General features: G+C 58.1%; 26 protein-coding genes. 5 read left to right on the top strand and 21 right to left on the bottom strand.

Features of this window, described 5'->3' with window-relative positions:
* Positions 1-2,492, top strand: a 2,492-nt coding sequence (locus BV908_RS20515; RefSeq protein WP_103738568.1) for a Tn3-like element IS1071 family transposase, incomplete at its 5' end; no start/stop codon positions are given.
* A 218-nt stretch (positions 2,493-2,710) separates the two neighbouring features.
* Here BV908_RS20515 and BV908_RS20510 read toward each other — a convergent pair.
* The 20 genes from BV908_RS20510 to BV908_RS22345 form a co-directional block, all read right to left on the bottom strand.
* On the bottom strand, positions 2,711-3,115 hold the full coding sequence (locus tag BV908_RS20510) for a phage protein NinX family protein (RefSeq protein WP_172751417.1): 405 nt from the start codon (positions 3,113-3,115) through the stop codon (positions 2,711-2,713).
* A 150-nt stretch (positions 3,116-3,265) separates the two neighbouring features.
* The gene (locus BV908_RS22930) at positions 3,266-3,388 is read right to left on the bottom strand and encodes a hypothetical protein (protein WP_281631036.1); all 123 of its coding nucleotides are present in this window, start codon (positions 3,386-3,388) and stop codon (positions 3,266-3,268) included.
* 1 nt (position 3,389) lies between these two features.
* Positions 3,390-3,635, bottom strand: a complete 246-nt coding sequence (locus BV908_RS20505; protein WP_103739082.1) for a hypothetical protein — start codon at positions 3,633-3,635, stop codon at positions 3,390-3,392.
* A gap of 71 nt (positions 3,636-3,706) precedes the next feature.
* Complete coding sequence (locus BV908_RS20500; RefSeq protein WP_103739081.1) at positions 3,707-4,165, bottom strand: hypothetical protein; 459 nt, start codon at positions 4,163-4,165, stop codon at positions 3,707-3,709.
* 93 nt (positions 4,166-4,258) lie between these two features.
* A complete protein-coding gene (locus BV908_RS20495; RefSeq protein ID WP_103739080.1) occupies positions 4,259-4,513 on the bottom strand; it encodes a hypothetical protein in 255 nt (84 codons plus the stop codon).
* The gene (locus BV908_RS22360) at positions 4,501-4,755 is read right to left on the bottom strand and encodes a hypothetical protein (RefSeq protein ID WP_146052310.1); all 255 of its coding nucleotides are present in this window, start codon (positions 4,753-4,755) and stop codon (positions 4,501-4,503) included. Before BV908_RS22360 ends, BV908_RS20495 begins: the two co-directional genes overlap by 13 nt.
* A gap of 105 nt (positions 4,756-4,860) precedes the next feature.
* Positions 4,861-5,010 carry a hypothetical protein gene (locus tag BV908_RS22545; protein ID WP_172751416.1) on the bottom strand — a complete coding sequence of 50 codons (150 nt, stop codon included), beginning with the start codon at positions 5,008-5,010 and terminating at the stop codon, positions 4,861-4,863.
* A 106-nt stretch (positions 5,011-5,116) separates the two neighbouring features.
* The gene (locus BV908_RS20485) at positions 5,117-6,343 is read right to left on the bottom strand and encodes an IS110-like element ISAisp4 family transposase (protein ID WP_103739078.1); all 1,227 of its coding nucleotides are present in this window, start codon (positions 6,341-6,343) and stop codon (positions 5,117-5,119) included.
* A gap of 211 nt (positions 6,344-6,554) precedes the next feature.
* Positions 6,555-6,881 (bottom strand): AAA family ATPase, encoded by a 327-nt coding sequence (locus BV908_RS20480; RefSeq protein WP_103739077.1) that lies wholly within the window; start codon positions 6,879-6,881, stop codon positions 6,555-6,557.
* 9 nt (positions 6,882-6,890) lie between these two features.
* Positions 6,891-7,136, bottom strand: a complete 246-nt coding sequence (locus BV908_RS20475) for a hypothetical protein (RefSeq protein WP_146052309.1) — start codon at positions 7,134-7,136, stop codon at positions 6,891-6,893.
* A 155-nt stretch (positions 7,137-7,291) separates the two neighbouring features.
* Positions 7,292-7,801: a hypothetical protein gene (locus BV908_RS20470; RefSeq protein WP_103739075.1), complete on the bottom strand. Its 510-nt coding sequence runs from the start codon at positions 7,799-7,801 to the stop codon at positions 7,292-7,294.
* 183 nt (positions 7,802-7,984) lie between these two features.
* A complete protein-coding gene (locus BV908_RS20465; protein ID WP_103739074.1) occupies positions 7,985-8,590 on the bottom strand; it encodes a hypothetical protein in 606 nt (201 codons plus the stop codon).
* A gap of 78 nt (positions 8,591-8,668) precedes the next feature.
* The gene (locus BV908_RS22355; protein ID WP_146052308.1) at positions 8,669-9,073 is read right to left on the bottom strand and encodes a hypothetical protein; all 405 of its coding nucleotides are present in this window, start codon (positions 9,071-9,073) and stop codon (positions 8,669-8,671) included.
* Between the two features lie 237 nt (positions 9,074-9,310).
* A complete protein-coding gene (locus BV908_RS20460; RefSeq protein WP_103739073.1) occupies positions 9,311-9,829 on the bottom strand; it encodes a hypothetical protein in 519 nt (172 codons plus the stop codon).
* Positions 9,830-10,012: 183 nt separating this feature from the next.
* Entirely contained in the window at positions 10,013-10,354 is a 342-nt protein-coding gene (locus BV908_RS20455; protein WP_103739072.1) for a hypothetical protein, read from the bottom strand.
* 138 nt (positions 10,355-10,492) lie between these two features.
* Positions 10,493-10,762 (bottom strand): hypothetical protein, encoded by a 270-nt coding sequence (locus BV908_RS22350; protein WP_146052307.1) that lies wholly within the window; start codon positions 10,760-10,762, stop codon positions 10,493-10,495.
* On the bottom strand, positions 10,759-12,054 hold the full coding sequence (locus BV908_RS20450) for a Y-family DNA polymerase (RefSeq protein ID WP_103739071.1): 1,296 nt from the start codon (positions 12,052-12,054) through the stop codon (positions 10,759-10,761). The genes BV908_RS22350 and BV908_RS20450 overlap by 4 nt, the downstream gene beginning before the upstream one ends.
* Positions 12,055-12,061: 7 nt before the next feature.
* Positions 12,062-12,502 (bottom strand): translesion error-prone DNA polymerase V autoproteolytic subunit, encoded by a 441-nt coding sequence (gene umuD / locus BV908_RS20445; RefSeq protein ID WP_103739070.1) that lies wholly within the window; start codon positions 12,500-12,502, stop codon positions 12,062-12,064.
* 98 nt (positions 12,503-12,600) lie between these two features.
* A complete protein-coding gene (locus tag BV908_RS20440; RefSeq protein ID WP_146052306.1) occupies positions 12,601-13,191 on the bottom strand; it encodes a hypothetical protein in 591 nt (196 codons plus the stop codon).
* Entirely contained in the window at positions 13,184-13,720 is a 537-nt protein-coding gene (locus BV908_RS22345; protein ID WP_146052305.1) for a hypothetical protein, read from the bottom strand. The genes BV908_RS20440 and BV908_RS22345 overlap by 8 nt, the downstream gene beginning before the upstream one ends.
* Before the next feature lie 222 nt (positions 13,721-13,942).
* Between BV908_RS22345 and BV908_RS22540 the strand changes: the two genes are divergently transcribed.
* The 4 genes from BV908_RS22540 (at position 13,943) to BV908_RS22335 (ending at position 15,728) form a co-directional block, all read left to right on the top strand.
* The gene (locus tag BV908_RS22540; protein ID WP_103739068.1) at positions 13,943-14,155 is read left to right on the top strand and encodes a hypothetical protein; all 213 of its coding nucleotides are present in this window, start codon (positions 13,943-13,945) and stop codon (positions 14,153-14,155) included.
* A complete protein-coding gene (locus BV908_RS22340) occupies positions 14,137-14,421 on the top strand; it encodes a hypothetical protein (protein ID WP_146052304.1) in 285 nt (94 codons plus the stop codon). Before BV908_RS22540 ends, BV908_RS22340 begins: the two co-directional genes overlap by 19 nt.
* A 496-nt stretch (positions 14,422-14,917) precedes the next feature.
* Positions 14,918-15,265, top strand: coding sequence for a hypothetical protein (locus tag BV908_RS20425; protein WP_103739066.1), 348 nt, complete (start codon positions 14,918-14,920; stop codon positions 15,263-15,265).
* 124 nt (positions 15,266-15,389) lie between these two features.
* A complete protein-coding gene (locus BV908_RS22335) occupies positions 15,390-15,728 on the top strand; it encodes a hypothetical protein (RefSeq protein WP_146052303.1) in 339 nt (112 codons plus the stop codon).
* Here BV908_RS22335 and BV908_RS20420 read toward each other — a convergent pair.
* Entirely contained in the window at positions 15,716-16,681 is a 966-nt protein-coding gene (locus tag BV908_RS20420; protein WP_078465000.1) for an IS110 family transposase, read from the bottom strand. The genes BV908_RS22335 and BV908_RS20420 overlap by 13 nt on opposite strands.
* Between the last annotated feature and the right edge of the window lie 193 nt (positions 16,682-16,874).

Genomic DNA, 16,874 nt, shown 5'->3' with positions numbered 1-16,874 from the left:
TACTCGTGCGGGCGCGTCAATGGCTGTACAAGAACAAGCTGGTGATCGTGCACGAGCGGGCAATTCGGACACTGATTGCGGCGGCACTTGCCCAGCTTGAAGTTGAAACAGGCACCGCCATCGCCGCCAGCGTTGATCCAGCAACACTTGATCGCTGGCGAGCCTCAGTTTCAGAGCTGCGCCCAGATGGACAAACCCAGCAGAGTTGGCTATGGGCTGCACCGGCGAAACACTCAACCCGCCAAATCAGCGAGGTACTGGAGCGCATCGACCTGCTTTACACGCTGGACGTTCATAAGCACCTGGCAGACATCCCCGATCTCATCTTGCGCCGCTACGCGCGCCGACTTGTCTCCAGGCCGCCCTCAGCCGGAGCCAAGATCAAAGAGCCAGCGCGCACCGTGGAGGTCGCATGCTTTCTTCGGTATTGCCTGTTCACCACCACAGACCAGTTGATCCTTATGGTGCAGCGCCGGATCGCCGATCTGTGGCGTCAGGCTGCCGCCGATGTCCCCGCTACCGTCAATTGGGCCGCAATGTACAAAACGCTGCTCGGCGAACTTGTTGCCTTGAGCGCGCAAGGTGCGGTGCCAGATGCTGAGTTGCGTGCCCGTCTTGAAGCCTTGATCACCGAAACCCAGAAACGCAAACCACCGAGCAGGGCCTCCCTGGTCCGCGAGGGATTGATTGATGGAATTCGCCCCGTGCGGTCGTTGCTCGTCGCCATTGCAAAGCTGCCCTGGCAGGCCACCGGCGAGCATCCTGCCATCGAGTACCTTGCCAAGCTGCAAGCTTTATATCTCAAAGGATCCAGAAAGCTGCCAGTTGAAGTGGTGGCACCAAGTCTGGGAATGATCTGGCAGGTTTCGATCTCCAGCCCAGACCGGGAACGGGCGTTTCAGGCGTTGGAGGTGGCCACCCTGTTTGCCCTGCGCCGCGCGGTGCGCAATGGCTCGGTCTGGATTGAGCACAGCCTGAGCTTTCGGGGTCGTGCGCGCTTGTTCTTCACGGACGAGCGTTGGCAGGCAGAGTCCAAGAAACACTATGCCCGTCTATCGTTACCCAGCAAGGCTGCCACTTTCTTGAAGCCTTTGCTGGCCAGAGTAACTGCCGGTGTCGATGCGGTGGCCGCTGCAGCCCGCAGTGGCGTACTGCGCGTGGATGATGAACTCCATTTGTCGCCATTGCCCGCAGAGGACGAAGACCCAGAAGTGACCAAGCTGCGCGCGGCTTTGGATCACCGCATCGGTGAGGTTCAATTGCCGGAAGTGATTCTGGCCGTTGACGCCCAGGTGCGCTTTAGCTGGATCATGCTCGGACGTGAGCCGCGCTCTACCGACGAGCTGCTGATGGTCTATGCCGGCATCATGGCCCACGGCACCAGTCTGACTGCGGTCGAATGCGCGCGCATGATTCCGCAATTGTCTGCCACCAGCATTCGCCAGGCCATGCGCTGGGCGCGGGACGAACGGCGTCTGAGCCAGGCCTGCCAGGCTGTGCTGGAATTCATGCAGCGACACCCGATTGCCGCCACCTGGGGGCGGTCCGATTTGGCATCTTCTGACATGATGACCATGGAGACCACCAAACGGGTGTGGCAAGCCCGGCTTGATCCTCGGCGCAACACACCTTCCATTGGAATCTACTCCCATGTAAAAGACCGGTGGGGCATCTTCCATGCGCAGCCCTTTGTGCTCAATGAGCGCCAGGCGGGCGTGGCCATTGAAGGTGTCATCCGCCAAGAAAAGCTGGAGACCAGCCAGCTTGCTGTGGATACCCATGGCTACACCGACTTTGCCATGTCACATGCCCGTTTGCTTGGTTTTGATCTTTGCCCGCGGTTGAAGGAACTCAAACAGCGCCACCTCTTTGTGCCACGCGGCACCAAAGTGCCCGCAGAAATCGCTGCGGTGTGCGAAGCCAATGTCGACGTCGCTTTGATCGAAAAGCATTGGGATAGTCTGGTGCACCTGGCAGCCTCGGTCATGAGCGGACATGCCAGTGCGGTGGCAGCTCTTGCGCGGTTCGGTTCTGCCGCCCAGGGCGATCCAATCTATGAGGCTGGCGTGCAATTGGGGCGGTTGCTGCGTACGGCGTTTTTGGCTGACTACTTTGTCAAGGACGCTTTCAGGAACGAGTTGCGCCGGGTGCTCAATCGGGGCGAGGCTGTTAACGCCCTCAAGCGCGCCATTTATACCGGCCGGATCAGCCCGGCGCAGGCCAAACGTGTCGATGAAATGCAGGCTGTGGCCGATGCGTTGAGCCTGATGGCCAACATCGTGATGGCGTGGAATACCTCACAGATGCAGGCGGTCCTGGATCGCTGGTCGAACCGCCGCCAGGTCATTCCACCGGAACTGATCGGGAAGATTGCGCCCACCAGGCTGGAGAGCATCAACTTGCGGGGTGTGTTTCGCTTCCCGGTTGACCGCTATGCTGACCAAATCCTGCCTTCGCGGCCAAATGCATCGATAACTGGCACCAATGGATGAAACCGACCACGGTTTGACGCCACGAATCGCAGATTTGAAAGTGAACAGGAAAGTCAATGAAATCAACGATCTACCAACACCACCTCCGCGCCAGTGCTAGCTTTTCGTACCGTCACTTATTGCACTGAAAACGAGGAGACCCCCACTCGTGTGAAAAGAAAAACGCCACTCGATCCGAAGACGAGTGGCGTTTTGTTTTGTTGGCCCTAGGGCCACGATCAGTTGAGAAGCACGTCGGGAATTTCGACTTCCGCTCCGATCTTGTAGCTGATGAAACAGCGCAGACCGGCCACCAGCTGAGTGGGCCCGAGCTGCGTGAATTGCGGCTCCATGTCCACGGCACTGGGGCCGACTTGTGCACGCCAACCGACAGGTTGCAAGCGCACGGCGCCGTTTCCACAATCCACGGGCTGGCGCTCGCGGATCAGGTCGATGCCCTCGTCTTCGAGGATCACGCCGCCTTGAGCCCTGCTGGAGGACCAGCGGTACACGTATTCGCCGTTTTTGACGGTGTACTTACGTTGCTCGCGAAAATCCTCTGGACCGTAGGTTTCGATGCCCAGGGCCGTGGCTACGGCCCAATCCAGTGCGATGTTTGCGAGTTCGGAAGTCAAGACTTTCATGGTTCGTCCTAAAGTTGGACGGGACCGGCCCATCGGGGCTCGGTGGCCCGTCAGGGTTGAAAAAAATGCCCGCGTTCAACCTGGGTTGGTTGCGCGGGCGTGTGACCTAAAGGTGCATTTCTGCACCTTTGGGGTCAGGCCATCTGAAGCTCAGACGGCCTGATGCTGACTATCGTCCTCGGTGGCCGGGGATTTACTGTCATTGGTTGCCACCCACAAGGCAACAGCCGTGATGATGGTTCCCAGAATGCTCAAGACGATGATGCCTTGCATGTCACTCTCCTTTGCCAATGAAGGCTCCTGCAAAGAATAGTACCACTCCCCACCCGATGAGTGCTTGGAGCTTTGCCCAGTAGTTGTCCACCGGATTGGTGGCGAACGCAATAGTGACCGCGCCGACGACACATGCCGCACTCAGAGTGTGCAGCCATCGGCAGTAGGCCTCTTTTTGCTTGAGCGTTGGTTTCCGCAAGGAGAGCCAGATACCCCGGCCCAATTTGCGGAATCGTTCTTTAACCATCCCATCTCCTTCAAGTGAAGACGGGCGCCAACCCAAACGGGCAGGCCCGTCAGGGGTTGTGAAATATCAGGTCAGGCTTCTTCCTGGGCCAATTGCTTGGTACAGAAAAGGGCCAGAGCCTGCGCATGAGTCGCCTGCACCGCAGGACGGTTTTCTCCGTCGCGAAGTGCGTTGGCAATCAGCGTGACCACCTCGGCCGTAGGCGCATCTTCCAGCTCGGCCGCCAGCTGCAAGCAGGCAGCGGTTTCGACTGGGACTTTGCCACCTTCGGTGCGCGGCTCAACGTATTCCTCGTCCTCGTATGCGTACCGAGTGAACACGATGGTTCGCTCAGCGTCGCCCGCTGGGGTTTCGGGGTACACGTCAAAGCACCCAGCCGCTCCGCTGTCGAATGCCGCCTGCAAATCATCAACGATGGTCTGCAGGGGCACAGCCAGGTGCAGCTTCACCGTGATGGTGTAGGTGTCGTCAATGGGACCGTCGCTGATCGCGGGTTGGCCTTGCATGACTTCCACATTGTTTTCCGACATCGCTATCTCCTAGAAAAGAGACAGGCACCGGCCCAATGGGCATCAAGTGCCCATCAGGGTTAGAAAAAGGGCCCTGTGTGTCAGGGCCCCGGATCAAAGCTGCACAGCATCAGGGGCGCAGCAGTCCACGACCGACAGCCCCCAGCTTTGCATCTTCCGTCGCATCACGGGCTCGTGCTTGCAGCGCCGCTCGAACTGGTCAATGCCGGCAAATCGAGCCGGGATCTCTCCCGACGCAATCACCTCTTCGTACGCGACCGTTCTGGACAAGCCAGGTGGGCTGGCAACCCAACTCTTCAGGCGAATCTCAACCAGCCATATGGGGTTGGCGTCATTCAATGTTTCCATTGCAGCCTCCAGACCCAGCAGCTGAGGTTGACCTTTTTGGATTTGCGCCGAGGCCTTCCAGAATGGTGAGGCGGGAAACGCCCCATCACGTTGGTGCACGCGCTGTCCCGGTAAATGACGACATCGGTCATTTTTGCGGTCGAGCCTGGAAAAATCTTTCCCAGGGCCAGCGCTTCCGCATTCTTCGTCGGCTCACGCCGCGCGAATACGGTCAGCAACGACCCGGTTTTCAAGCTACTCATGTCGATCCTTTGAGAATGAAATGAGCGCCTGCCCCAATGGGTGGCGCCCATCAGGGTTGAAGATAGTCCACGGCTTTCGCTTGAAATCCGGGATTGAATTGCAGGTCAGGCCCCGAGCTGGATGGCACCCTCAAGGGGCTCCCAGCTCGCTTCCATTCGCCGCAGAACTTCAGCAGGCACGTCATGAACGCTGCCAAATTTCCCACCGCATTCGATGATTTCCACCGAATCCGTCAACTTCAGAAAATCACCCATGTGGGCAATTTTGGTGAAGACGTTAATGTGGAAGACACCCGCCACCGGACGTGCCGACACCTGACCTGAGGCTGGCCAAGGCCGATGGTCAGCGGGCAAGCGCGTCTCAGGCGGCAGCGGGCGTGGCGATGAAGCCGTGCTTGCGCAGCATTTTGATCCAGCGCGGCGCGTTGCGCTGAACGTTCAGCGCCTCGTAATCGACCTCCTTGTCCTGGTAGTGGCTGCCGTTGCTGAGCATGGCGTAGATGGTGCGCAGCATCTTGTGGGCCAGCGCCACCACTGACTTCTTGTGACCCTTTCGGATGGTCAGCGCGTCGAACTTGGCCTTGAGTGCGCAGCGCGTTCGTGCTGCAGCCTGGGCGAACTCGCACAGCAGCCTTCTGACCCAGGCGTTGCCCTTGCGGATGCGCCCGGTTTTGCGCTTGCCCGCGCTCTCGTTGTTGCCTGGGCAGATGCCCACCCAACTGGCCAGGCGCTCTGCACTGCCAAACACGCTCATGTCCGCACCAATCTCCACCAGCAGCATGGCCGCCCCCTGCTCGTCGATGCCCGGCAGGGTCTGCAGCAGCCTGAGCTGTGGCTGCCAGGGTTGCAGGCCCTGCAGCAGGTACTGGTCCATGCGGGCGATGCGCTGCTCGATCTGCTCAATGTGCTGCACGATCTCCTGGGCCACAAAGCGGTGCACTGCGCTGAACTGCTCGGTGCTCAGGGCCTCGCACAGTTCTTGTCGACTCGCTCGCAGCCGCCCCTTGTGATCGAGCACCTCGTGCATGGGTTGGCCCGCGATCAGGGCTTTGACCATGGCACGCGCGCTCTGTCCGTGGATGTCGGCCACCAGCACGTTGATGCGGATGCCCGCATCCACCAGCACCTTGTGCAGCCGGTTCTTCTCGGCGCTGCACATGCCCACCAGCTTTTGCCGCTGGCGCGCTACCAGGCGAAGCTGGCGCATCTGCACCGGTGGAATGAACGAGGCGCGCAGCAAACCCGCACGCGCCAGCGTGGCCAGCCACTGCGCATCGGCCATGTCGGTCTTGCGACCGGGCACAGCCTTGACATGCCGCGCGTTGACCACCCAAGCAATAAGGCCCACCGCCTCCAGCGCTGCAAACGGGCTCTTCCAATACACCCCTGTGCTCTCCATCACCACGACCTCAGGGGCCATCTCCAGCGCCCACTGCGCCAAGGCGCGGCGGTCGCGTTTGAAGGCGCCGAAGTCTCGCTTGGTGACCTCTACCCGGCCATCGTCATGTTCGACAACGGCGCAGGCCGTGATCTTGGCCTGGTGAACGTCCAGCGCAATGACGCGCTTGTGCATCGGGGTCAAATCCATTGCGGCTCTCCTGCAGCTTGAATGACAATCACAAGCGTGCGGACCAGCCAAGGTGCCGCCGACCAACGGCCTGCCGGGCAAGCCCGGCGGCTCTCTTTAATGTGGGCTGTCAGGCGCGCTCTGACCCGGCTGGGTCTGGGCAACGCCCGCAGGCAATCCTGGGTACGAGTGGTCGGCAGCGGGTCAAGTTAGCGATCGCGGTCGAGTGCCATCAAAGAATTGACCGACCTCTACCCGCGCTGGCCCGCACGCCCCCAGTGTCTTCCATCATCCAGGGTGAACCGCAAGGGTCATGACAGTTAGAGACGACAACCTTCTTGCCGGCCAGGACAGCATCCCGAGCAGACAGAAAGCGCCATCTCTGCGCAGCCCCGATCCTTGCGGCATCGTAGGCATAGCCATTTTCCGTTTCGAAAAACATGTCGTTCTCGAAATGGAGGTGGCCACAGGTCTTTGCTATTTCACGCGCCAGCGTGGACTTCCCTGAGCCAGGAAGCCCCCGCACGATGACCAGCTTTGCGTCCTGTATTTCAGCCATGCGCGCCCCTCACAGGCCCTTGATATCGTTAGGGGCGCTCTCGCGAGCGTCCTGCGGCATCTCGAACTCTCCTACCGCGAGGTAGTCAAGGCTTGCATGTTCTGCCAGAGCTTTTAGGAAAGCAGCGTCACGCTGATCCTGAGTGGCCCCCACAGGGGCTGTGAAATCCAGTTGAATGTGCACGTCATTCAGCCGGATGAAACCTGCATAGCAGGTCACTTTGCGCGTTGGGCGAGCAGGTTGGTTTTCGTCCATAGAGATCCTGGGTTGTTCTGGGCCCAGCAACCCAGTAGGGCTACAGAAGGCCCCGTGAGGGTTGTAAAGATGGCCCGAGACTGGACGCACGAATACAGTGAAGAGTGGGCATAGCCCTCCCCTTCACTGCATCACGCGCCAGTTTGGTCCTGGGTCTACCGATTCGATTCGGGCGCTTTCTGGGTGCCCCAGATGTTGCCCCTCGCGTCGATTGCGCAGGCCAAAGGACCGTAATCGCCACTCACGCCGAGATTGGCGGAAAAGTACAGCTTTTGACTGCCCTGTACCGCTTTGCTTTCGACATAGACGACGCGCATCCATTGGCAATAGTCACGTGTGTGCGACCATTTTTCGGCGGCAGTGACCACCACATCCTCGCCAAAATCATAGTTTTGGTAGAGAGCATCTGCTTTCTCTTGACGCGCAGAGGCGTTGAGAGTGGCAGTCATCGCCATCAGGCCAGCGATCTGTGCCTGGTAGGCCGGATCGTCGCTTGCGCACAGGTTTTCCTGCTCGATTTCAATGCCGACCGTTGCGTGGTTGGGATTGCAATTCAGGCAGGCCGACATCCAGCGCTTGAGGCCATCAACGCTTTGGAAAGCGCCCACACTCGAATTCACCGTGATCTTTGCAGACACGGAAATTTGCGTTGTGTTGTTGGTCATTCCTATCTCCAAGAAGTAGAGACAGGCACCCGCCGAGTGGGCGAAGTGCCCATCAGGGGGTTGAGTGAAAGGTTGGCACGAGGGCCAAGAGTCTGCCAAAGGCGTGACCATGGAACTCTAGCATGAAACGCCTGGCTAGTACATCAGGATCTGAGCGAATCAGCCCGGCAAATTGGAGCTGGATTACTGCGGCTCTTTTGGAGCCGGCGCCGGCTCTGCGGATTTGCCCTGGGCGGCAAGCTGGGCCTTTTGCTCCTCATAAACCGCTGTCATGCTTGCCGTGATGTCGTCAAAAGCAATTTTTGAATGCGGGTCACTGGCGCCGTTGCGCTCAAGTCGCTCCAGAAATTGCGGAACCCATTTGGCCCGGTAGTCAGGCGACGTGCTGTGGAAGTCCTGTGCGTGCGTAGTGGCCTTCTCGTACAGGGTTCCGCCCTCTACTAGGCGTTCTTTCAGAATGGTTCTGAACACCCGCTCTTCCGCCTTGCCCTCGCAGATCTTCTTGTTAATCACGATGGCAAGGCCATAGGTATCCACGAGGTTGGGCGGGTTGCGATACTCGTTTCCCTCGCCACGGTTGTCTACGATCTCCCAGTCCCTCACGATGGGCATGGCGTGGCCCGTGTATTTGCACTTGCCGTTTCCATCCTCGCGCCACCACTCGCGATGCATCGAGACTTGAAATACCGCTTCTCGGTTCGAGGAAACCTTGTAGTCGGTATCGGAGTACAAAACGATGTCAGAGACCATAAGTCCGCCGAGAAATAGAAGGTTTAGCGCATTGAGCATGGTTGCCCTTTAATCAATTAGTGCAGTAGCTCGTTTGTTTTACAGTGCCGGCTTTTTTCCGGCGTGCTTTACTTGTTCCTAATTGAGATTCGCGTCCATGTCAGACATCACATCAATCAGATTATCCATCGCCGTTTGAGCTGCAAGATCAAACGATACTGAAACGGCGTGATTGCCTTCCTTTGACCTGAATCCACTTCGAGCATTGGCCGGGTAAACGTTTGAACCCCTCTTCCTTAGGCCAACAATAGAGTGCCCCACAGACAAGGTTTCAGTCATGTAGCCTTGTGCGATTATCACGATTTGATACTCTTTATTGTATTTCTGGCAATATTCGTTTGTCACATATTTACCAATCTGCGCCGATATTCTTTTACTTATGCTCTCGGCAGCGTAAATACTGTAGTTAAAGCTGCATGCAAACGCGGATGCAGGGACGGTGGACAGAACTGCCAGCGTGATGGCGGCAAATTGTTTTTTCATTTCTACTCCTAATTAATCGGATGGTATCTGATGGCTATTTGATTGCGCGCCCTGGGAATGCTGTATGTGCGCACTTGCATTATGTAACGAAATGAATCTAGCACAAGATGCGCTTCATCAGCAACGACTATCTCAAAAAAGTCGCGCTTTGATCTTTGCTTCGTTTCCTGCCAAAGGTGTGTGCTCGCCAAAAAAAACCACCTAGGACTAATCCTTGGTGGCTTTGTTTGAAGAACTTCAATTGCGTGAGTAATCAACGCAAATTCGAATATAACCATCACGGTTTTCGTACGAAGGCCAGTTCTTGGCACACGTACTCATATCGCCAGGGTTGTAGTTGCAGTGGCCGCAACTGGCGCACAGATCGTCATCGCTGATCGAGTACGCACCACCGAAGCGTGCCGACTGTTGCAGCTCGCCATCTTCGATTGCCTGCGCATCGCTCGTCGTGACGAAGACCTGGCCAAGCAGCAAGTGGTCCTCGTTCGAGTCATACCGCTGCGCGTGCTCCAGATCCGTCCATCCGTCATCGTTGCTCCAGAAGCCTTTCCCATCGGCTTCATGCTCCGCAGGAGAGAAGACAACGAAAACAGGCCCTTGCGCCAGACCGTGGGCCTGCGCATAGCGCTCTACCCACTCCTGGCGCTTGGCCGACGACTCGTGATCGAAGTTCCGCCCGTAGTGCAGGCCCACCCATTCCGCCACATCGTCCATGTCGATTTGGGGGCTGGTGGATTGCTTGGTTTGATTGGCCATTTTCTATCTCCAAAAAAGAGACAGGCACTGGCTCCTTCGGAGCAGCAAGTGCCCGTCAGGGTTGAGTGAAAAGCCACGCCTCATCGGAGGATGAGCCGGGCTGGTTTTCAGCTGGGCCGGAAAAGCCCCGCCGCAGTCAAAGTGACTTTGATGGGGGCTTTGGTCCGCACCTTACGCAGCGCTTTAGTTGTGCTGCGGTGTGAGTGCTACGTGGCGATGCAGCGAGATCTGAACCTCGTCGCCTTCGCTGTCGTTGCAAAAGAACGATGCGCCCACCCACCGTCCTTCGGCGATGCTGGCCTCGGTCAGCACAAGGCTGAATTCCAGGGACTCATCATCAATCCAGGAAAACCGAACCACCTCGTTTTCAGGGTCGCCGCAATCTGCTTCCATATGCCAGCCCATGAGGAGCTGGTCATCGACCATCACAGAGTCAGCTTGGTCGAGAAGCTTGAGGAAGGTTTTCACCTGATCCGCAGGCTCCGACGCTGTTGCGTTGCTGTCGAGGGGGGTGTTTTCTGTCATTGCCTATCTCCTAAGAAAAGAAGACAGACGCCCGCCCCGTAGGGCAAGAGCGCCCGTCCGGGTTGGTTAAAGTTTCCCAAATGAAAAAATCACCCAGGACTTACGTCGTGGGTGATTTTTGTCAGATGAACTTGACTGTCAGAAGAACCGGGCAATGTGAATGCCAATGGCCGAACTCGCAATGACCGTCGAGATGATGACAAGACCGGCCATCAAAGTGAACGTGTCGTTGTCAAGAAGCTTAGGCTCGAAGCGCATATCTATCTCCATAAAGAGACAGACATCAACCCTATGGGTCAATGCCCATCGGGTGGTTGAAATCAGGAAAAAATTAAGGTTGGCAAAAAACCAAGATCTGCCAGGGGCAAGATAGCTTTCATCGTAAACGAGGCCGAAGGTGCGAGTCAAGCGCGTGCAATCGGAATCTCGTCTAGTCGAGTGGTGTAGCGAGGCGTGCGCCTTTCTTGCTTCATGCGCCACCCACCGTGGGGACTTGCGGGCGTGGCCACGGAGCCCACCTGCAGGGTGCCCTTGCCGTACCGCGCGTTCAGCTTGTCCATCGTCTCCATAAGCGTGCTTTGGTCTCGCGCAACTGGGGCCAACAGGTCCAGCTGCGCGCCCTGCTCGCTCGTCAGGTCAAGCAGCATCACGCCGGCCTTTGAGATCTCGAACCCCGGAGCATAGATGGCGCGCATGCCGCGTACAGCCGCTGCCACGAGCTGCTTGGTGTCCGAGCTAGGGGGCACGAGCTGGATAGAGGCCGACCTTGAGAACTGCGGCACAGGACGAAATGGCGAGGTGCGCGCGAACACATGCAGGGTGCCCGCGCGCTGCCCTCCCCTGCGCAGCTTTTCGCTGGCCCTGGTGGCGAATTCGCTGACGGCTTCAATCAAGGGCTGTAGCGCAGACACACTGGCGCCAAAGCTGCGGGTGCAGGCTATCTGCTGCTTGGGTTGTGGAGCCAGTTCCAGGGGGATGCAGCTGATGCCCTGCAGCTCGCGTACCGTGCGGGCCAGCATGACACCCCACTCGCGCCGCGCAAGCGCTTCAGGCATGCGCGCCACATCCAGCGCACTCAGGATGGAGTGCTCGGCAAGGCCTGCCGCAATGCGCCGGCCGATCCCCCACACCTCGCCGGCCGGCGTGCGCCGCAAGATGTCCTCGCGCATGCCCGCGTCCATCTCGTTCCAGTTGCAGACTCTGGCCAGCTGAGCGGGGTAGCTGCCCGGTTTGCGCTCTGCATCCTTAGCCGCGTGGTTGCAGAGCTTTCCCAGGGTTTTCGTTGGGGCCAGCCCAACGCACGTGGGGATGCCTACCCACTGCTCAATGCGGGCGCGCACAGCCCACGCCCTTCTTGTGAGGTCGCGCACACCGTCCAGATCGCCAATGAAGGACTCATCAATGCTGTAGATCTCCTGCGATGGTCCAAGCCCTGCGGCGAGGCTCATCATGCGGTTGCTGACATCGCCATAGAGTTCGAAGTTGGCCGAGAGGCATATGAGCCCCGCTGAGTCCTGCAGATGGCGTATCTCGAAGAAGGGTTGGCCCATCTTCACGCCCAGGGCCTTGGCCTCCTCCGAGCGCGCAATGGCGCAGCCATCATTGTTGCTGAGCACCACCAATGGCTTGCCTTGCAGTGAGGGGCGAAATGCCCTCTCAGCACTACAGAAGAAGTTGTTTCCGTCGATCAACGCGAACATGCGCACCTCAGGCAAAGAGCTTGATGCAGCTTTTGACGACGCCCCAGATTTCGAGGGTCTGGCCTTCTTTTGGGGTGATGTCTGGGTAGGTCGGGTTGCCTGCCTTCAGGCGCGGCGTTCCGCGCTGTAGATGCAGCTTTTTGACGGTGAAATCCCCGTCCACGACTGCCACGACGATGTGCCCATGCCGAGGCCTCAGGGCCCTGTCCACAACGATCAGATCACCGTCGCAGATCCCGTAATCGACCATGGACAGGCCGGCAACCCGCAGCAGGTATGTCGCTTGGGGATGTTCTATGAGAAGCGAGGCGATGTCGAGGCTCGCGCTGGCGAAGTCCTCGGCGGGTGACGGGAAGCCCGCGCAGACGCTCGCGTCCGACATGGGCACGGCCATGGAGGCTGCTTGGATCTGGATGGGAGTGGCACACCCTTGCGCGATACTGGACATATGAACAGTATAAGGAAGCCGGCCCAGTAACGTGATTGAAACGCTACACGGGCCGGGTGCTCGCCTTGGCGACTGGCGCCGCCCTTGAGAGTGCGAGGTCAGCTTGTCAGGAAGGCGCGCAAACGGCCTGATTGCCCATCGCGGCGCACCTGTACGTCAAACACATGCGCGCTGGGTATGTTCCCGGTCTCTGCGCCCATGACGATTCGTTTGGTGCCCAGTACGCCGTCAACATTCGAGATGATTTGGACCGTCGCCAAACGCCCCTCTGCTCTGGCGTAGTTCGCCAGGGATATCCGATAAGTGCCCTCCTGAAGATTCTCTGGATTGCAGCTGGCGTAGTAGTGCTCCGGCCCGTATCCAGTGACGTTATCCATGTCCAGGTAACCCGTCCTGCTCAATGGATGCGCATAGAACACCTGACTGCCATCAGGCTCTGTCGTATGAAGGTCAACGTCGCCCACCCCGTCCCATGTCAGCGTGGCTAACCCTCCGTATTTCCGCTGCAAATATTCCGTTGTAATGTCTGCGTCCTTTTCAATCGTATTAACTCCATTGAAAAATCCAATAATGATGCCATCATTTCCGCAGGCGCTTTGATTTTGAGTTGTGGTATCTGCTGCGGATACCTGTGTTGCAGCAGATAGCGCCAGCAACATCGTTGCTATTCCAATGACAAGCTTATTCACACGTGTCTCCCACAGGTGTTGCCCAGTTAGTACCGCTTAGCGCGCTGTTGAAGTCCAAATAAGCCTTAGCGCGCTGTTTCGTGTTGAAGGTCATTTTTTGAATGGTTTCTGTGACCTGAAACGCACGCGGCGTTTCGATTCCCATCACATCAAATATGCAGTGGACGGCGCGAGACCCCTGGACTTTTACAGCCTTAATTTCAACAGGGTCATTGATTTTGCCAGATTCAACCAAGATCATTATTGATTGCCTACTGCGAGCAATCTGATAAACCGCCAGTTTTTCAGGTGGGAGGTCAAACATTTTATTAATGTAGTTGTCAATGTCGTCCCGCACCCCGTTATTATCAGAGTCAACGCCAAGCAGATTTGCGCTGCTGTCTAGTTTTGGGAGTTTCCCGGCCGCCTCAAGTGCTGTGATGGGGTTGACAGAATCTGTTGCTGGCGCTGGTGGTCCAGCGCCACCCCCGCATGCCGAAAGAATCGCTGCGGCAGTCAGTGCTACGGTCAGTGATTTGGTGAGACTCATGAAATTCCTTATCGAGTAAATAGGTGCGCAGCATGATTACTGTCTGCGTAGCGATGTCAACAGCGCTCGTCGCAAATTCCAAGGCCAACTTTAATTAGTTTGCGAACAGTGAAGCCGACCCATCGGAAATTGTGGTTATCGTTATTCCAGATTTGCAAAACTTGCGTGTTTGATCTTTGGTAATAAACTTGATGCATCGATTAATCAAAACGAGTCAATAAAATGCTTACCTATTCGATGCTCTTTCAAATCCTTGTCGAGGCCGAAGGCCGACGAGATAACACCGATTTCCCCCAGGATGTGCGCGACCGCTCCGCAGAAACAGCCAGTCTGTGCCTGCAACGCATGTCGCAAGAAGGGCTGACCCGCGATCAGCTGGAGAAGCTCGCCAAGGGCGAGTGTCGGAGGAGGCGGAAATGTCAACCTGGAACATGACGCAACGGCGCCTGATCGCCGAGGCCGAGAAGAATGGTGGCTGTGGGTCCATTGAGTGCGGCGGTGGCCGAGGCGCCAGGGGCGGACGTGTTCGCTATGGCGTGAGGGAGGGTGCAGCCGTTGCAGGCCTGGAAGCTGCCGGCGTGGTCCGGGTTACGCTTCGCGATACTTCCCAGCACTGGCCCGGCAATGGTGCCGTGGTTTCTCAGACCTTAATCCGCTTTGAGCTGGTCAAGAACGAAAGGCAAAGCAATGGAGTGGCTTGACATCTCCTCCGCCCCAAAGAATGGGGAAGTCGTTTTGGTCAACGACACGAACCACGACATGCCGCCTTGGGCCGCAGCAAAGTGGCTTGTCAGCCCCGAATGGAGTGGTTGGGTCTATGACGACGATTTGCTCAGCGATTACCTTCCCCTTGGCCCCCGGCCGACGCATTGGATCGCTATTCCGCCCGTACCCGGAAAGTAGCCGCACGGCTGGATCGGCTCGCAGAAAGTGAGGCTCCTTTTATGAGCGCAAGTAGTACCGGGATGGCCCGCTGCAAACACTGCGGGGCCGAGTTCCGTCTGTTCACCATCATGAACAGAGACATGCAGGGGCTGTGCACGGCCTGGAAAAAACGCCACGAGAAGAGCTGCTCCAATAAATCGCCCCTGCAGCGCAATAGGTGGGCCCAAAAGTACATTGGGAAAGATAGGTACGAGTCCAGCATCACGGTCGATCTGGCTCACCCAGGCTTTATTGAGTCGGAAGGACATTGATATGTCGCAGACAGCCCCAGCCTACAACTTGACGCGCGAATCTCTCAACACGATTACCGATGCGGAAATTGCATTTGGAACCGTTAAGCTCCTGCCGCCCTATGCAGAGGTTCCCGATGATTTCAAGCGCGGCAACCATTACACCGACGTGATGAATTGCTTGTTCTTCGGCAAAGCGCTTCCCGAGATCGAAATGGAATTTCGCGAGGGCTTTCAAGATAACGAAGCGCCGATTCAACTCAATCGAGTAGTCAGTGCGCATTTGCGTTCTTTCGCGCCGAAGCATGAGCACAAGATTGCAGGCCTTGGATATTTGCTCAGTCTTGTTTGTGTACTCCATCCTGCGTAGGTCTGCCTGGTGCTGGGAAACCGATATGGAGTGCACTTGCGAACATTGCATGCAGTGTGAGGGTGTTTACTGCACCATTTACTGGCGAAAGCAGTAGCCCGTGGCTGGTTCAATGACTCCTTCAATGGCGCTTTTGGTGCGCCTCATCCATGCGGCGCCGGAAACGGGCTACGAAGGCCCTGCCTCGACTAAATCGTTGGCATCCCTGGAGTCCCGAGGCTTCATCGAACGCAGTGGCTTGCATGGCCGTTACCGGGCAACGCAGAAGGGTGTAGAGCTGGTTCGTGCGGTTGATGCGCAGGTTGCAGAAGCAGACGCACGTGGCGGCGCCTGGTTGGCAAAGGCGAACGAACTGGCTGAAGCCGGCAAACACGAGCGGGCGCAGCTTTGCTACGACAAATGCCAATACTGGCTCGACCGCAGCAACCGACTGAGTAACCGTCTTCGAAGTCAAGCGCAATGAAGCGACTTGTCCCAAGGTTTTCCAGTGCGCACCATGGCGTTGAGCGTGGTGAGCAACTTGCGCATGCAAGCGACCAGGGCGACCTTGGGCAACTTGCCAGCGGCCTTCAGACGCTCGTAGAAGGCCTTGATGGCCGGGTTGTAGCGGGTGGCCGTGAGCGTTGCCATGTACAGCACGCGGCGGATCTCGAAGCGCCCGCCTTGTACGCGCCGCCTGCCCTTGCTGCCGCCGGAGTCATTGGCCATGGGCGCCACGCCCACCAATGCAGCGATCTCGCGCCGGTTCAGCCGGCCCAGCTCTGGCAGCTCGGCAATCATCGTGGCACTGGCCACCGGGCCGACTCCCGCAGCCGACTGCAGCAGCGTGTCGAGCTCCCCAAAGTGCTCGCGCACATGCGTGACCATCTGCTCTTCGATCTCATCGAGCTGCGCCTTGATCGCCGCCTCGATGGCCTCGATGCTGGCGTGCAGCTTCTTGGGCGTGATCTGCAGCCGTTGGCGCTCCGAATGGAGCATGGTCAGCAACTGGCGCCTGCGCGTGACCAGGGCCGCGAGCCACTGCTGGCGCTCATCGGCCAGGGGGCGCAAGAAGCGCTGCAGATCGTCGCGGCGCAGCAGCACCGCTGCCAGCTCGGCCAGCGTGCGCGCATCCACCGCGTCGGTCTTGGCCAGGCGTCCCATGGATTTGGCGAAGTCGCGCGCCTGGCGCGGGTTGATGACCGCCACGGGCAGGCCTGTGGCCTGCAGGGCACACGCTAACGCGGCCTCGTAGCCGCCGGTGGCCTCCATCACCACCAGACCCACGTCCAGGGGCTGCAGGGCAGCCGCCAGCGCCGAGTGGCCTTCGGCATCGTTGTCAAACCGCTGGGCGCTGCTCTTGGCACCCAGCACACAGACATCCACGTGCGCCTTGGCCACGTCGATGCCCACCGTCACTGAGGTAACAGACATGATCTTCAGATCCCTTGCTTGTGCATGCGCGCTCAATCAAGGCGCGCGTAACCGTTCGGGCTTCACGAAGACCAGCGCGGCGGCCATGCGTTCTGTACTCAGTCACGGGCTCTATCACCCCAGCGCCTACCAAACTGCACGGGCCGGTCTGGCCGCCTCAACGGCGTTCAGACTCTACCGCGCTGGTCTGGTTTAA

Source organism: Diaphorobacter sp. LR2014-1, from assembly GCF_002916785.1.
Lineage (GTDB): Bacteria > Pseudomonadota > Gammaproteobacteria > Burkholderiales > Burkholderiaceae_C > Diaphorobacter > Diaphorobacter nitroreducens.
This window is presented reverse-complemented; position numbering and strand designations above follow the sequence as displayed.

Bases quoted from the DNA above. Each gene is read 5' to 3' on its own strand.
- BV908_RS20510 (WP_172751417.1), bottom strand. From the start codon at position 3,115: ATGAAAGTCTTGACTTCCGAACTCGCAAACATCGCACTGGATTGGGCC.
- BV908_RS22930 (WP_281631036.1), bottom strand. From the start codon at position 3,388: ATGCAAGGCATCATCGTCTTGAGCATTCTGGGAACCATCATCACGGCT.
- BV908_RS20505 (WP_103739082.1), bottom strand. From the start codon at position 3,635: ATGGTTAAAGAACGATTCCGCAAATTGGGCCGGGGTATCTGGCTCTCC.
- BV908_RS20500 (WP_103739081.1), bottom strand. From the start codon at position 4,165: ATGTCGGAAAACAATGTGGAAGTCATGCAAGGCCAACCCGCGATCAGC.
- BV908_RS20495 (WP_103739080.1), bottom strand. From the start codon at position 4,513: ATGGAAACATTGAATGACGCCAACCCCATATGGCTGGTTGAGATTCGC.
- BV908_RS22360 (WP_146052310.1), bottom strand. From the start codon at position 4,755: ATGAGTAGCTTGAAAACCGGGTCGTTGCTGACCGTATTCGCGCGGCGT.
- BV908_RS22545 (WP_172751416.1), bottom strand. From the start codon at position 5,010: ATGGGTGATTTTCTGAAGTTGACGGATTCGGTGGAAATCATCGAATGC.
- BV908_RS20485 (WP_103739078.1), bottom strand. From the start codon at position 6,343: ATGGATTTGACCCCGATGCACAAGCGCGTCATTGCGCTGGACGTTCAC.
- BV908_RS20480 (WP_103739077.1), bottom strand. From the start codon at position 6,881: ATGGCTGAAATACAGGACGCAAAGCTGGTCATCGTGCGGGGGCTTCCT.
- BV908_RS20475 (WP_146052309.1), bottom strand. From the start codon at position 7,136: ATGGACGAAAACCAACCTGCTCGCCCAACGCGCAAAGTGACCTGCTAT.
- BV908_RS20470 (WP_103739075.1), bottom strand. From the start codon at position 7,801: ATGACCAACAACACAACGCAAATTTCCGTGTCTGCAAAGATCACGGTG.
- BV908_RS20465 (WP_103739074.1), bottom strand. From the start codon at position 8,590: ATGCTCAATGCGCTAAACCTTCTATTTCTCGGCGGACTTATGGTCTCT.
- BV908_RS22355 (WP_146052308.1), bottom strand. From the start codon at position 9,073: ATGAAAAAACAATTTGCCGCCATCACGCTGGCAGTTCTGTCCACCGTC.
- BV908_RS20460 (WP_103739073.1), bottom strand. From the start codon at position 9,829: ATGGCCAATCAAACCAAGCAATCCACCAGCCCCCAAATCGACATGGAC.
- BV908_RS20455 (WP_103739072.1), bottom strand. From the start codon at position 10,354: ATGACAGAAAACACCCCCCTCGACAGCAACGCAACAGCGTCGGAGCCT.
- BV908_RS20450 (WP_103739071.1), bottom strand. From the start codon at position 12,054: ATGTTCGCGTTGATCGACGGAAACAACTTCTTCTGTAGTGCTGAGAGG.
- umuD (WP_103739070.1), bottom strand. From the start codon at position 12,502: ATGTCCAGTATCGCGCAAGGGTGTGCCACTCCCATCCAGATCCAAGCA.
- BV908_RS22345 (WP_146052305.1), bottom strand. From the start codon at position 13,720: ATGAGTCTCACCAAATCACTGACCGTAGCACTGACTGCCGCAGCGATT.
- BV908_RS22540 (WP_103739068.1), top strand. From the start codon at position 13,943: ATGCTTACCTATTCGATGCTCTTTCAAATCCTTGTCGAGGCCGAAGGC.
- BV908_RS22340 (WP_146052304.1), top strand. From the start codon at position 14,137: ATGTCAACCTGGAACATGACGCAACGGCGCCTGATCGCCGAGGCCGAG.
- BV908_RS20425 (WP_103739066.1), top strand. From the start codon at position 14,918: ATGTCGCAGACAGCCCCAGCCTACAACTTGACGCGCGAATCTCTCAAC.
- BV908_RS22335 (WP_146052303.1), top strand. From the start codon at position 15,390: ATGGCGCTTTTGGTGCGCCTCATCCATGCGGCGCCGGAAACGGGCTAC.